A 13,189-nucleotide genomic window follows, 5' to 3' on the forward strand; every position below is an offset into this window, starting at 1 on the left:
CCGCCGCTGGCCATCGATGCACACGCGACGTGCTTTGCGTCGTTCGCACCGGCGGAGTTCGCGCCGTATCTCGACGCGGTCTGGCTCGGCATGCCCGGCGACGCGCGCGCGTGCGGCGGCACATTGCTCGTGCCAGTGACCGCGCTGCCCGGGCATCGCGACGCGCTGCTCGACGCGATGGTCCGCCACTACGGCGGCGATCCGGCCGCGCATGCGCGCGCGCTGCTATCGCAATGGAGCAAGTACTACTTCGGCCGCGCGGCGACCGCAGGCGTGGTCGCCGCGCTACTGCTCGGCCGTCCGCTCGACATGGCGCCCGAGCGGACGTTCGTCGTGCTCGACGACGGGATGCCGGCCGGGCTGGTGTTCGCGCCGCACGCACTCGGCGAACCCTGCGACGATCCGGCGCCGCGCTATGCGGGACTCGTCGCGCATCTCGGCGCGGTGATCGACCTGCTGGCCGAGATGGGGCGCGTCACGCCGCGCGTGCTGTGGAGTAACGCCGGCAATCTGCTCGACTACCTGCTCGATGTCTGCCGCGCACAGCGCTGTGCGGCCGATCCCGAGCGCGATGCCGCGTGGCTGTTCCGCCCGGCGTGTATCGATGGCGAACCGAATCCGCTGCGCACGCCGGTGCGCGATGCCGTGCCGCGCTCACCGCTGCTGCCGACGCCGTTCCGCGCGCGCCGCGTGTGCTGCCTGCGCTACGAAATCCCTGGAGAAACGCAACTGTGTGGAAGCTGCCCCTTGCTACTGACGATGGACGACGCGGCGCTGGCCGGGCAGGACGCGATTCGCTGACGCCGCCGGCGCAGCCCGGGCGGCGCCACGCGCTCGCGCAACTCGTGCAACTTGCGACGCTGGGCGCCGCTGGCTGGCTGGCGCCCGGCGCGCAGGCTGACACAGGCAATACGGGTGACGCGGCGCGCGGGCAGGGTGGCGGGTTGCGCGCAGTCGATGCCGTGTCTGCCCGGTATCCGGCGACCGGTGTGTCGCTGGCCGGCAACCCGGTCGTTTCGCAGGCGAGCGCGGCGATGCCGGCGCGGCCGCGGCGCGTGGTCGCGCTTGAATTCATGTTCGCGGAAAGCCTCGCGGCGCTCGACATCACGCCGGTCGGGATGGTCGACACCGCGTTCTATCCGGGCTGGCTCGGCTACGACAACGCACGATTCGTGCACGTGACGGACGTCGGTTCGCGGCAGGAGCCGGGGCTCGAGGCGATTGCCGCGGTGAAGCCCGACCTGATCATCGGCGTCGGCTTCCGGCATGCGCCGATTTTCGACGCGCTCGACCGGATCGCGCCGACGATCCTGTTCCAGTTCAGCCCGAATGTGAATGAGCGCGGCGTGCCCGTCACGCAGCTCGACTGGACCCGGCAGATCTTCCGCACGATCGGCGCGGTCACCGCGAGCAGTGCGCGCGCGCGGGCGGTCGAAGCGCAACTGGACGCCGGCCTCGCGCGCAACGCGCAGCGGCTCGCGGCAGCGGGCCGGCGCGGCGAGCGCGTTGCGCTGCTGCAGGATCTCGGGCTGCCCGACCGCTACTGGGCGTATACGGGCAACAGCACGGCGGCCGGGCTCGCGCGCGCACTGGGTCTCGAGCTGTGGCCGAACAAGCCGACCCGCGAGGGCACGCTCTACGTGACGTCGGCGGACCTGCTCGCGCAGCGCGACCTGGCGGTGCTGTTCGTGACCGCGTCGGGGCTTGACGTGCCGCTCGCCGCAAAACTCGATTCGCCAGTCTGGCAATACGTGCCCGCGCGGCGTGCCCGCCGGATCGCGCTCGTCGAGCGCAACATCTGGGGTTTCGGCGGCCCGACGTCGGCGCTGAAACTCGCCGACGTGATGACCGATACGCTGCTCGGGCTGCCGCCGGCATGATGACTACGCGCTCACTTCGTTCACTGCATCGGCGCGCTGCCGCGCCGGCCGCGTATCGCTGACGATCCGCCCGTTGTCGAGCTTCAGCACGCGGTCGGCCCGATCGAAATAGCCGTCGTCGTGCGTGATCACGACCACGGCCTTGCCGCGCGCGCGCAGCTCGGGCAGCAACTGTTCGTAGAACACGGCTTTGAATGCCGGGTCCTGATCGGCCGCCCATTCGTCGAACAGGTAACACGGCCGGTCTTCCAGATACGCGACGACGAGCGCGAGCCGCTTGCGCTGTCCGGTCGACAGCGCGCGGGTCGAGAACGCGCCGTCGACGACCCGCACCTTGTGATCGAGCGCGAGCTTCGCGACGAGCGCGTTCGCACGCGCATCGGCCTGCGCGCGCGCCGGATCGTCCGGATCGACGATCCCGAGCAGCGCATCGAACAGGTGGAAATCGTTGAATACCGCGCTGAAGCGTTGCCGGTACGCGGCGCGCTCGCGCCAGCCGATCGGCCGGCCGTCAACCTCGATCGTGCCTTCCTCGGGCTCGTAGAGCCCCGTCAGCACCTTCGCGAGCGTGGTCTTGCCGCTGCCGTTACCGCCGACGATGAACACGAGCTCGCCCGGCGCGAGCGTCAGGTCGATCGGCCCGATGCGGAACATCCGCTCGTCGCGCTCGTGGAAATACGCGTGCGTGACGCCGCGCAGCGCGACCGTCGCGGCGGGCGCGATGTTGGATGCGATGTTTGGTGCGATTTCAGGTGCGACGTCGGGCGTGCTGCTCGCGGGCGGCGCCGTGCGTAGCGTGGCGAACTCGGCCATCACGTCCTCGATGCGCGCGAGCGACACGCGCGCGGCGTTGACGGTCGGCAGGTTGTTCAGCAGGCCGTCGAGCGGCACCAGCATGAACAGGAACACGACGACGTAGCCGGCTGCCGCACCCGGATCCGCATGCACGCCGAGCTGCGGCCAGAACGCGGCCGCACCGAGGAACGCATAGAACAGGAAGATGATCCAGCCGACGCCGACCGCATACGCGCTGAACGCGCGGCGGCGATGGTCGCGCACTTCGCCGATCGCCGCGCCGAGCTGGCCGTCGACGAACTGACGCGCGCGCGCGTCGTGCAGCTTCAGCTCCTTCGCGCCGGAGAAGAGCGCGCCGAGATAGCCGAACAGGCGGTCCTGCGCGCGGCCGGCCGCTTCGAGCGACGCGATCGCGCGGCGGTCGCCCGTGTGATAGCCGAGCGAGCCCGCGACGATCGCCGTGAGCGCGAGCACGCACACGGGCCACGACAGCCACGCGAGGTAGCCGAGGCAGCCGAACACGATCGAGCCGTGCATCACGAGGTTCGGCAGCGCGAAGAACAGCATCGACACATTGGTCGCGTCGTCGGTCAGCACCGACTGCACAGGCGCCGCGCCGACGCGCTCGATGTCGCGCAGCTCGGCCGCGCCGACGCGGCGCGCGAGATGCGCGCGCAGCCGCGCCATCGTGTCTTGCGACAGCCGCGCGAACAGCACGCCCGACACGATCCGCGTGACGAGCGCGATCACGGCGCACAGCGCAAAGCGCCACGCGAGCGCCGCGTCGGCCGAGGCCGTCGGCGTGAGCGCGCGGTTCAGCGTCGCGACGAGCAGCACGCTCGCGACGCCGTTCAGCACGCACGCGACGAGCGCGAGTGCGAGCGCGGCGCGGCTTTCGCGCAGCAGCGCAAGGATCAGGCGTGCGGCCGGACGCGCGGGCGGGGCGGCATCGGCGGCATCGGCGGCAGACTGGTGGGACGGTGGGGGAGAAGGCTCGTGGGCGGCTGTCATCGGCAACGTCGGTCAGGAAAACAAGCGGGAGTGAAAGCGGGAATGAATGCGGAAACTGCGAACGGTGGCGCGATGGACTCGCAGCTTTTCTGACGAATAGACGAATGGGCGCCGCAAATTTTTAGCGCCCGCGATTTGGCGCCCATGAAATGGCTCGCGCGACGCGGCCCGGGTGGCCGTCGCAAGCGGATTGCATGCGAGACGGAAAAAGGGCGGGTAAAAAAACGGCGGCGTCGTTCGTCACACCTGTGAAGCGGCCCAGCGCGCCGCGCGGACGAGATCTGCGTGTTGCTCGAAAACGAAGCCGGGCACGCGAACGGCGACGTCGCGGCCCGGACACGACACGAAAACGGGGTGAGCGCGGGCCGGATGGCCTTCGCGCTTTGACAAGGGCGCGGTCGGGAGACCGCATGACAAGTGGAGCAGAGCAAGATGGAGTGGGCAACAGGCACGCGTTTGCGTGCGATCGCGGCCGCGGCGAGTGTGGCGTTCGGTGCGTCGTCAGGGCAGGCCGTCGCGCAGACGGCGCCGGCCGCGAACGCAGGCGCTGCGGCGTTGGCAGACAGTGCGAAGGGCGGCACGCGAGGCGACACGCAAGACGGTGCGCGGAGCGACACGCTGCCGGCGATCAACGTCAACGCGGCGTCGGAGGGCAACGGCACGGTCGGTCTCGTCGCACGGCGCAGCGCGACCGGCACGAAAACCGATACGCCGATCAACGAGATTCCGCAGACGATCAACGTCGTGACTGCGCAGCAGATCGAGATGACCGGCGCGACCGACGTGAACCAGGCGCTGCGCTACGTGCCGGGCTTCTCGTCGTTCGGCTCGGACAACCGCTCCGACTGGTATGCGGCGCTGCGCGGCTTCACGCCGACCGCGTATGTCGACGGGCTGCAGGTGCCGAATACGATCAACCTCGCGAGCTGGCGCGTCGATCCGACCATGATCGACAGCATCACCGTGCTGCGCGGGCCGACGTCGGTGCTGTACGGTGCGGGCGATCCGGGCGCGATCGTCGACGTGCACACGAAGCAGGCCGACGGCGAGCGCGTGCGTGAAGCGGGCGTGGAGGTCGGCAACTATGCGCGCAAGCAGTTCATGTTCGACATCGGCGACAAGCTCGACGCGGACGGCAAGTATGCGTACCGCTTCGTCGGCGTCGCGCGCGACGGCAACGCGCTAACGGGCCCGAACGCGGACCAGCGCGTCGCGCTCGCGCCGTCGTTCCGCTGGCGGCCGAACGCGGACACGTCGCTGACGGTGTCGGCGACCTACCTGCAGGACTGGGGCGACATCTCGTCGAACTTCCTGCCGGCGCAGGGCACGGTGCTGCCGAACCCGAACGGGCAGCTCGACCATGACGTCTATTCGGGCGATCCGGATTTCAACTATTACCGCAAGAAGCAGTGGTCGCTCGGCTACCGGTTCGAGCACAACCTGGATTCGATGTGGACGGTACGCCAGAACGTCCGCTGGATGCACCTGTCGCTCGACAACGGCTCGGTGTTCGGCAACGGCTTCGCCGACGGCAGCACGACCGACATCTCGCGCTGGGCGGGCGTGTTCCAGATGAACTACAGCCGCTTCGACATCGACAACAATGCGCAGGCGCGCTTCGGCACCGGTCCGCTCGAACATACGCTGCTGCTCGGCTTCCAGTACACGCGGCAGACGGCGACCGACAGCGAGTGGCTTGCGGCGGCGCCCGTGCTGAACCTCTACAACCCCGTCTACACGCCGGTGACGACCGCGGTGTTCTCGGATCCGGCCACCACGTTCCGCACCAACACGTACACGGCGATGAACACGTTCGGCGTGTACGCGCAGGACCAGGTCAGGTGGAACCGCTGGACGCTGACGCTCGGCGGCCGCGAGGACTGGGTGAACCTGCGGCAGGACGACCGCGAGGCCGGTACGCAGTCGAAGGCGGACGTCAGCGCGTTCACCGGGCGTGTCGGGCTCACGTACCAGGGCGACTACGGGCTGTCGCCGTACGTCAGCTACGCGACGTCGTTCAATCCGCTGATCGGCGTGAAGATGTTCGGCGGCGGCCTGCCGCAACCGACGCGCGGCAAGCAGATCGAGCTTGGGCTGCGCTGGCAGCCGCCCGGCAAGAACCTGATGCTCAATGCGGCGATCTACCAGATCAACCAGACCAACGTGCTCACGCCGACGCCGACGAACCTCGACGATACGAACACGACGTCGGTGCAGACGGGCGAGGTGCGCTCGCGCGGGATCGAGCTGAGCGCGACCGGCAAGGTCACGCCGAACCTGTCGGTGATCGCGTCGTACGTGTATCAGGACGTGAAGAACGTGCAGGCCAACGACGCGTCGCTGAACAACTGGCCGGTCGACATCCCGCGCCCGCGCCAGATGGCGTCGCTGTGGGCCGACTGGACGTGGCACGCAGGGCCGCTCGCGGGCTTCGGGCTCGGCGGCGGCGTGCGCTACCAGAGCGCGTCGGCCGGCGCGCCGGACAACTCGCTGACGGTGGCGAGCTACACGCTGTTCGACGCGGCGATCCATTACGACGTGCGCAACTGGCGTTTCGCGGTGAACGCGACGAACCTGTTCAACCGCCACTACGTCAGCGGCTGCCAGTCGTCGTCCGTCTGCCTGTTCGGCAACGAGCGCACCGTGCTCGCGACCGCGAAATACAACTGGTGACGGCGTGCGCCGCGGCTTGCAGGCCGGCCGGCGCGAGCCGGCGCACGCGAGCTGCGGCGGCGTGCGCTCATTGGCCATCCGGCCAATGGACTCCCGGGAGACGCAAATCGGCGTTGACATATGCCGACATATGTTTGGAGTGGGCGCATCGTTTTTTCCGGGGGTGGATCATGCGCACCGTTTCCATTTTCAAGAATGCCCGCAATCAGGCGATTCGCATCCCGAAGGACATGGAGTTCGAAGGGGTGACGGAACTCGAGATTCGTCGCGAGGGCGACACGTTGCTGCTGCGTCCCGTGCGGCCGAGCTGGATGTCGTTCGCGAGCGAGCCGCTCGCGGATGCCGATTTCCTCGCCGAGCGCACGGAAGTGGTCGAATCCGGTCGCTTCGACCTCTCCGGCGCCGATGACGCGCCGACGGAGTCCGGCCGGTGACGAAGCTCTACATGCTCGACACGAACATCTGTTCGTTCATCGTGCGCGAGCGACCGGCGGCGGTCCTGTCCCGGCTGCAGTCGTGCGTCAACGCGCAGCATCGGATCGTCGTGTCGGCCGTCACGTATGCGGAAATGCGTTTCGGTGCGGTCGGCAGGAAGGCGTCGCCGAAGCATGCCGACCTCGTGACCGGATTCGTTGCGCGGCTCGATGGCGTGCTGCCGTGGGACACGGCGGCGATCGAGGCGACGACCGCCATTCGCGCCGATCTCGCTGCGCGCGGCACGCCGATCGGCGCCAACGATGCGGCCATCGCGGGGCACGCGATCGCGGCCGGCGCAGTGCTGGTGACGAACAATACGCGTGAATTCAGTCGCGTCGGTGGGCTGGCGCTCGAGGACTGGGCGGTCTGAGCGCGGTGGCGCCGGCCACGTCGAAGCCGGTGTCGACGTGCGCGCAGGCCTCCCGGATGTGCCGGAGCATTGCGACGGTCGACGGCTCGAGCGGCCGGCTTGCGGCGATCTCAAGCGCCGGGCCGGGCGAGGTATCGGTCATGGATCGTTTCGGCAGTGGCGAGGTTGCGGCTGTCGCCAGTCGCCAGTCGCGACCCGATCCGCATATCTCCCGAGCATCGGTGCCCGAAGGAATCACCCCGAGTCGGGGCTCGGCGAAACGCGAAATGAAAGGCAACCGCCGGTTGCCGCGTTTACGACTATTCGTCTATCCGGTTGCCTGTCGAGCGGCTATGCTTGCCCGCACATTCCTCGCAAACCATGGACCGGAGTCGGTGCCCAAGCACGCGCTCCCGCCGACACTGGAGACGACACCGTGACGCACAGCGTGATCCCCGCAGGCCTCGCCGACGAAATGATCGAGATCCGGCACCGCATCCACGCGCACCCCGAACTCGGCTTCGAGGAACTCGCGACGAGCGACCTCGTTGCCGAAAGCCTGCAGGCATGGGGCTACACGGTGCATCGCGGGCTCGGCGGCACAGGCGTCGTCGCACAGCTGAAGGTCGGCGACGGCGCGAAGCGTCTCGGCCTGCGCGCCGACATGGACGCGCTGCCGATTCACGAAACCACCGGCCTGCCGTACCAGAGCACGATTCCCGGCAAGATGCATGCGTGCGGCCACGACGGCCACACGGCGATGCTGCTCGCGGCGGCAAAGCATCTCGCGCGCGAGCGGCGCTTCTTGGGCACGCTGAACCTGATTTTCCAGCCGGCCGAGGAAGGGCTCGGCGGCGCGAAGAAGATGCTCGACGACGGCCTGTTCGAGCAGTTCCCGTGCGATGCGATCTTCGCGATGCACAACATGCCGGGCTTCCCGACGGGCAAGTTCGGTTTCCTGCCGGGGCCGTTCATGGCGTCGTCGGATACGGTGATCGTCGACGTGCAGGGACGCGGCGGTCACGGCGCGGTGCCGCATAGGGCGATCGATCCGGTCGTCGTGTGCGCGCAGATCGTCGTTGCATTGCAGACGATCGTGTCGCGCAACGTGTCGCCGCTCGACATGGCGATCGTCACGGTCGGCGCGATCCATGCGGGCGATGCGCCGAACGTGATTCCCGACCGCGCGCAGATGCGCCTGTCGGTGCGCGCGCTGAAGCCGGACGTGCGCGACCTGCTGCAGCAGCGCATCACGGAAGTCGTGCACGCGCAGGCCGCCGTATTCGGCGCGACCGCGACGATCGACTACCAGCGCCGCTATCCGGTGCTCGTCAACGATGCGGAGATGACCGCGTTCGCGAAGGATGTCGCGCGCGAATGGGTTGGCGACGCGAATCTGATCGACGGGATGGTGCCGCTGACCGGCAGCGAGGATTTCGCGTTCCTGCTCGAGCAGCGGCCCGGCTGCTACCTGATCATCGGCAACGGCGATGGAGAGGGCGGCTGCATGGTGCACAACCCCGGCTATGACTTCAACGACGCGGCGCTGCCGACGGGGGCGTCTTACTGGGTGAAGCTGGCCGAGGCGTTTCTGGTCTGAAGGGATGGCGCTGCGCAAGCGTTGCGTAGCAATCCAATGCGGCAAACAGCACGGTCACCTGTAAGGCGGGGGCCGGCCGTACCAGCCATTCCAAAGGAACCCCGATTTCGGATCAACTGCGGCTACTCTGGTTGCAGTACAAGAATGTACCAAACTTTGGTATATGATGGCCGTGTTGAAGAGGAGGTTACACATGTCACGCAACACGTCCGTTTCGCTTGGCGACCACTTTGCCGAATTCGTCGACGCGCAGGTTCGATCGGGTCGATACGGCTCGGCGAGCGATGTCGTGCGAGCCGGGCTGCGACTCCTCGAATCACATGAAACGCAGGTTCGCGCATTGCAAGAAGCGCTAAAAGCCGGCGAAGCGTCGGGGGCACCCGCGCCATTCGATAGCGAAGCTTTCCTGGCTCGGATGCGGGCAACCCATGGCCGTTAAGGCCAGGCAACTCCGGCTGACGCCGCTGGCCGAATCCGATCTTGAGGAAATCTGGCGTTACACCTTCACAAATTGGTCGCTTGAGCAGGCCGATCAGTATCACCGCGATCTGATTGAGACAATGGAAGCCTTTGCGCGTGGCGACAAGAGCGGTCGCGTTTGTACCGTGCGAGACGGATACTTCCGGTACGCGGTCGGCTCGCACGTGGTGTTTTATCGTGAAGCGGCATACGACCTCGACGTGATTCGGATCCTGCACCAGCGGATGGACGTCGAGCGCCATTTGTAAGTCGTCGCCTGGGAGCAGAAGCGCAGGCGCAGCGTCGCAACGATCCGAGGTCTGGAGCACAGCTGAAAATGCAATTCGGCTGTGTTATAGCGATGCCGTTACTGCACGATTGCGTGCCTGTCGTCAGCGCACAACTCAGATTGTCCCGCCACTGAACAGCGCCGCCGTCGCCAGCGGATTCGACGGCCAGTACATGTGCATGTAGGTCGCGACGATCGCGCCGGCCCGATACAGGGCTTCGCCGCTGCCCGCGCCGCCATCCGGGCGGACTGCAGCCGCGACCGGCGCAAGCGGCGTGTCGAGCCGCGAATAGTGGAACGTATGCCCGCGCATCGGCCCGGTGCGCGTAGCGAGCTGCTGCATGCCCAGCGCAGCGAAGCGCCGCTGCATCGTCGCGCGGCCCGGCAGCACGCCGAGCATCGGCGTCGTCGTGCCGTCGATGTCCGTCAACGCGTCGCACAGATACACCATCCCCCCGCATTCCGCGACGATCGGCTTGCCGGCCGCCGCATGCGCGCGAATCGTCCGCGCGCTCGTCGCGTTGGCCGCGAGCGTTGCCGCGTGCAGTTCCGGATAGCCGCCCGGCACGAACAGCGCGTCGCAATCGCCGGGCACCGGCTCGTCGGCGAGCGGCGAGAAGAACCGCAACTGCGCGCCGAGCGCATCGAGCAGCGCGAGATTCGCCGGATAGATGAACGAGAACGCCGCGTCGCGCGCGATCGCGATGCGCTTGCCGGCGAGCGCGCGCGGCAGCGGCTCAGTCGCGTGCGGTTCCTCGAACGCGACAGCAGGCGGCAATTCCGCAAGCGCCGTATTCGCCAGCACGTCGGCCGCGCGGTCGAGCCGTGCGTCGAGGTCGCCGATGTCGTGCGGCTGATGCAGCCCGAGATGGCGTTCGGGCAACGCAATGCCGGCATCGGCCGGCACATGCCCGAGCCAGCGCAGATCGCCGGGCAGCGCCTGCTGCAGCAATTCCGCGTGACGCGCGGAGCCGACGCGGTTCGCCAGCACGCCATGAAACGGCAGGCCGGGCCGGAACCGCGCGAGGCCGAACGCAATCGCCGCGAAGGTCTGCGCCATCGATTTCGCCGAGATCACCGCGACGACCGGCACGCCGAACGCGACCGCGAGATCCGCGCTGCTCGGCGTGCCGTCGAACAGCCCCATCACGCCTTCGATCAGGATCAGGTCCGCGTCGCGTGCCGCGTCGGCGAGCAGCGCGCGGCAGCCGGCTTCACCGACCATCCCGAGATCGAGCGCGTGCACGGGCGCGCCGCTCGCGCGCTCGAGCAGCATCGGGTCGAGAAAATCCGGGCCGGTCTTGAACACGCGCACGCGGCGGCCGAGCCGGCGGTGCAGCCGCGCGAGGCCGGCCGTCACCGAGGTCTTGCCCTGGCCGGACGCAGGCGCGCTGACGAACAGCGCGGGGCAGGCGGGCATCGCTCAGAACTCCACGCCGCGCTGCGCCTTCACGCCTTGCTCCTTGTACGGATGCTTGACGAGCCGCATCTCGGTGACGAGGTCGGCCGCGTCGATCAGCGCGTCGGGCGCATGCCGGCCCGTCACGACGACGTGCAGCGACGCGGGGCGCGCGGCGAGCGTCGCGAGCACTTCGTCGAGCGGCAGGTATTCGTACTTGAGCACGGTGTTCAGCTCGTCGAGGATCACCATCTGGTAGTCGCCGCTTTCGATCATCCGGCGCGCCTCGTCCCAGCCCTTGCGCGCGGTCGCGATGTCGGCGTCGCGGTTCTGCGTATTCCACGTATAGCCGTCGCCCATCGTCACGAAATCGCAGTGCGCGACCGCGCCGAGGAAGTCGCGCTCGGACGTGTGCAGCGCGCCCTTGATGAACTGCACGACGCCGAGCCGCATCCCGTGGCCGAGCACGCGCACGGCCATGCCGAACGCGGCCGTGCTCTTGCCCTTGCCATTGCCGGTGTTGACGATCAGCAGGCCCTTTTCGTTGACGGCGGCGGCCTGCTTCTTCTCGTGGCCGGCGCGGCGGCGCTCGGTCATCCGCTGATGCGCTTCGGGATCGGTTTTCATCGGAATTCGTCCTGTCGTAACAAAGGGTTCAATGCGAAGGTTCAACGCGAAGGTTCAAAACGGGCCGGCGAGCGCGACCGTCACGCCGTCCCGTGCGAGTTTCGGGCCGAGCAGCCGGCCGCGCGGCGCGGCAAGCCGCGCGCATGGCTCCGCGACGCCCGCCACGCCGAAGCGGGCGAGCGCCGCAGCCGACGGGCCGCTCGCCACGAGCTCGGGGTGCGCGGCAAGCTGCGCCGCGTCGAATGCGACGAGCGGCCAGCCTCGCCGTGCGCACAGCTTGCGCAGCGCGCGTGTGCGGGCTTTGTCGGCCAGCGTCGCGACGACGGCCGGCTGCGCGTCCGGATGCTGCGCGAGCGCAGCACGGATCGCGGCGTCGAGCTGCGCGGCGCCGATGCCCGCGCGAAAGCCGAGGCCGAGCGCGACCTGCATCACGCACGCTCCGGCCGCGCGCCGTTCGCCAGCGCGGCCTGCACCGCGGGATCGGCGGCCAGCGCCGCGACGCGGCCTATCACGACGATCGCCGGCGAGCCGATGCGGGCCGCGCCGACCGCCGGGACGAGGGTCGCGAGCGTCGCCAGCACGCGCCGCTGTTCGGGCCGCGTTGCCGATTCGATTGCCGCGCACGGCGTGTCGTCCGGCAGGCCGCCCGCCTGCAGCGCGGCGGCGATCGCGCCGAGCCGGCGGATTCCCATGTAGATCACGAGCGTCATGCGGGTTGCGGCGAGCGCGCGCCAGTCGGGCTCGTCGTCGCCCGCGCCGTGCCCGGTCACGAAGATCACGCCCTGTGCGTCGCCGCGATGCGTGACCGGAATGCCGAGCGTAGCCGGCGCGGCGATGCCGGCCGTGATGCCGTTCACGACCTCGACCGGAAATCCGGCCGCGCCGAGCGCAATCAGTTCCTCGCCGCCGCGGCCGAACACGAACGGGTCGCCGCCTTTCAGGCGCGCGACGCTGCGGCCCGCGCGCAGGTGCGCGAGCATCGCGGCGACGATCGTTTCCTGCGGCGTCGACGCGTGACCGCCGCGCTTGCCGACGTGCTCGATCCGCGCATCGGCGCGCGCATGCTGCAGCACCTCGGGGTTCACGAGATCGTCGACGAGCAGCACATCGGCCGTGCCGATCGCGCGCGCTGCCTTGAGGGTCAGCAGGTCGGCGTCGCCGGGGCCTGCGCCAATCAGCCATGCGCGGCTCATCGGGGGCAGCACGGCGCGAACCGTGTCGAAGACGGGGGAAACGGCAAACGGGCGGCGCACAGGCGGCCGGCAGGCAGGCGATGCATAGCGGATCGAACGAGGCCCGTGCGAACACGGAAGACACGCGCACACAGTCCGTCCCCCGCGGACCGGGCGTTCGGCGAGCGTGTCGCTCGCCCCTTGCGTCGGCCGGTATCCGGGCTGGCCGCTTGCCAGGTCGCGGCCTTCCCACCCGAGGCAGGCGGGCAGTGGCATCGAGGGCGGCATGGGCGTGCGCGCTTGAAAGCGTGTCACGCGGGCGGCGTACCGTTGCGGGGACAGCACAGGCCGAGCGGTGGTCCACTTCCTGTTTCCCGTTTAACTGCGCCCGCCAGAGGGCAGGCGCGAGCACCGAACGCGGCGCATACGATAGCACAGGCGTGCGCCGGACAAGGGCC

At 68.9% G+C, this 13,189-nt stretch carries 13 protein-coding genes and 1 riboswitch; of the genes, 8 read left to right on the forward strand and 5 right to left on the reverse strand.

Annotated elements, in window-relative coordinates; all coding sequences use genetic code 11:
- Positions 1-12: 12 nt before the first annotated feature.
- Together fhuF and DID96_RS03890 are read left to right on the forward strand one after the other, a co-directional pair.
- Positions 13-801, forward strand: a complete 789-nt coding sequence (gene fhuF, locus DID96_RS03885) for a siderophore-iron reductase FhuF (protein WP_409333757.1) — start codon at positions 13-15, stop codon at positions 799-801.
- Positions 802-845: 44 nt separating this feature from the next.
- The gene (locus DID96_RS03890; RefSeq protein WP_260463797.1) at positions 846-1,880 is read left to right on the forward strand and encodes an ABC transporter substrate-binding protein; all 1,035 of its coding nucleotides are present in this window, start codon (positions 846-848) and stop codon (positions 1,878-1,880) included.
- Positions 1,881-1,883: 3 nt separating this feature from the next.
- On the opposite strand, the gene DID96_RS03895 is transcribed toward DID96_RS03890, so the two are convergent.
- Positions 1,884-3,686, reverse strand: a complete 1,803-nt coding sequence (locus tag DID96_RS03895; protein WP_124597935.1) for a cyclic peptide export ABC transporter — start codon at positions 3,684-3,686, stop codon at positions 1,884-1,886.
- 432 nt (positions 3,687-4,118) lie between these two features.
- Here DID96_RS03895 and DID96_RS03900 point away from each other — a divergent pair, with 432 nt between their 5' ends.
- The 6 genes from DID96_RS03900 (at position 4,119) to DID96_RS03930 (ending at position 9,513) form a co-directional block, all read left to right on the forward strand.
- Entirely contained in the window at positions 4,119-6,359 is a 2,241-nt protein-coding gene (locus DID96_RS03900) for a TonB-dependent siderophore receptor (RefSeq protein ID WP_124597936.1), read from the forward strand.
- Between the two features lie 170 nt (positions 6,360-6,529).
- Complete coding sequence (vapB, locus tag DID96_RS03905; RefSeq protein ID WP_124598049.1) at positions 6,530-6,793, forward strand: type II toxin-antitoxin system VapB family antitoxin; 264 nt, start codon at positions 6,530-6,532, stop codon at positions 6,791-6,793.
- Positions 6,790-7,206 carry a PIN domain-containing protein gene (locus DID96_RS03910; protein WP_124597937.1) on the forward strand — a complete coding sequence of 139 codons (417 nt, stop codon included), beginning with the start codon at positions 6,790-6,792 and terminating at the stop codon, positions 7,204-7,206. The genes vapB and DID96_RS03910 overlap by 4 nt, the downstream gene beginning before the upstream one ends.
- A gap of 415 nt (positions 7,207-7,621) precedes the next feature.
- The gene (locus DID96_RS03920; protein ID WP_124597938.1) at positions 7,622-8,785 is read left to right on the forward strand and encodes a M20 aminoacylase family protein; all 1,164 of its coding nucleotides are present in this window, start codon (positions 7,622-7,624) and stop codon (positions 8,783-8,785) included.
- A gap of 193 nt (positions 8,786-8,978) precedes the next feature.
- A complete protein-coding gene (locus DID96_RS03925; RefSeq protein WP_124597939.1) occupies positions 8,979-9,224 on the forward strand; it encodes a type II toxin-antitoxin system ParD family antitoxin in 246 nt (81 codons plus the stop codon).
- The gene (locus DID96_RS03930) at positions 9,214-9,513 is read left to right on the forward strand and encodes a type II toxin-antitoxin system RelE/ParE family toxin (protein WP_124597940.1); all 300 of its coding nucleotides are present in this window, start codon (positions 9,214-9,216) and stop codon (positions 9,511-9,513) included. Before DID96_RS03925 ends, DID96_RS03930 begins: the two co-directional genes overlap by 11 nt.
- Positions 9,514-9,648: 135 nt before the next feature.
- Here the strand turns inward: DID96_RS03930 and DID96_RS03935 are convergent, their stop codons facing one another.
- Genes DID96_RS03935 through cobA form a run of 4 tightly spaced genes read right to left on the reverse strand, consistent with a single transcriptional unit; the run spans position 9,649 to position 12,752 of the window.
- A complete protein-coding gene (locus DID96_RS03935; RefSeq protein ID WP_124597941.1) occupies positions 9,649-10,953 on the reverse strand; it encodes a cobyrinate a,c-diamide synthase in 1,305 nt (434 codons plus the stop codon).
- A gap of 3 nt (positions 10,954-10,956) precedes the next feature.
- Positions 10,957-11,559, reverse strand: a complete 603-nt coding sequence (gene cobO, locus DID96_RS03940) for a cob(I)yrinic acid a,c-diamide adenosyltransferase (protein WP_124597942.1) — start codon at positions 11,557-11,559, stop codon at positions 10,957-10,959.
- Positions 11,560-11,613: 54 nt separating this feature from the next.
- Positions 11,614-11,988 carry a cobalamin biosynthesis protein gene (locus DID96_RS03945; protein WP_124597943.1) on the reverse strand — a complete coding sequence of 125 codons (375 nt, stop codon included), beginning with the start codon at positions 11,986-11,988 and terminating at the stop codon, positions 11,614-11,616.
- Positions 11,988-12,752 (reverse strand): uroporphyrinogen-III C-methyltransferase, encoded by a 765-nt coding sequence (gene cobA, locus DID96_RS03950; RefSeq protein ID WP_124597944.1) that lies wholly within the window; start codon positions 12,750-12,752, stop codon positions 11,988-11,990. Before cobA ends, DID96_RS03945 begins: the two co-directional genes overlap by 1 nt.
- Before the next feature lie 169 nt (positions 12,753-12,921).
- Positions 12,922-13,162, reverse strand: a riboswitch (cobalamin riboswitch).
- Positions 13,163-13,189: the final 27 nt, after the last annotated feature.

It is taken from the genome of Burkholderia sp. Bp8963 (genome assembly GCF_003854275.1).
Lineage (GTDB): Bacteria > Pseudomonadota > Gammaproteobacteria > Burkholderiales > Burkholderiaceae > Burkholderia.

Coding starts and splice junctions, on each gene's coding strand:
- vapB (WP_124598049.1), top strand. CDS start 6,530: ATGCGCACCGTTTCCATTTTCAAGAATGCCCGCAATCAGGCGATTCGC.
- cobO (WP_124597942.1), bottom strand. CDS start 11,559: ATGAAAACCGATCCCGAAGCGCATCAGCGGATGACCGAGCGCCGCCGC.
- DID96_RS03945 (WP_124597943.1), bottom strand. CDS start 11,988: ATGCAGGTCGCGCTCGGCCTCGGCTTTCGCGCGGGCATCGGCGCCGCG.
- DID96_RS03895 (WP_124597935.1), bottom strand. CDS start 3,686: ATGACAGCCGCCCACGAGCCTTCTCCCCCACCGTCCCACCAGTCTGCC.
- DID96_RS03900 (WP_124597936.1), top strand. CDS start 4,119: ATGGAGTGGGCAACAGGCACGCGTTTGCGTGCGATCGCGGCCGCGGCG.
- DID96_RS03925 (WP_124597939.1), top strand. CDS start 8,979: ATGTCACGCAACACGTCCGTTTCGCTTGGCGACCACTTTGCCGAATTC.
- DID96_RS03935 (WP_124597941.1), bottom strand. CDS start 10,953: ATGCCCGCCTGCCCCGCGCTGTTCGTCAGCGCGCCTGCGTCCGGCCAG.
- DID96_RS03930 (WP_124597940.1), top strand. CDS start 9,214: ATGGCCGTTAAGGCCAGGCAACTCCGGCTGACGCCGCTGGCCGAATCC.
- cobA (WP_124597944.1), bottom strand. CDS start 12,752: ATGAGCCGCGCATGGCTGATTGGCGCAGGCCCCGGCGACGCCGACCTG.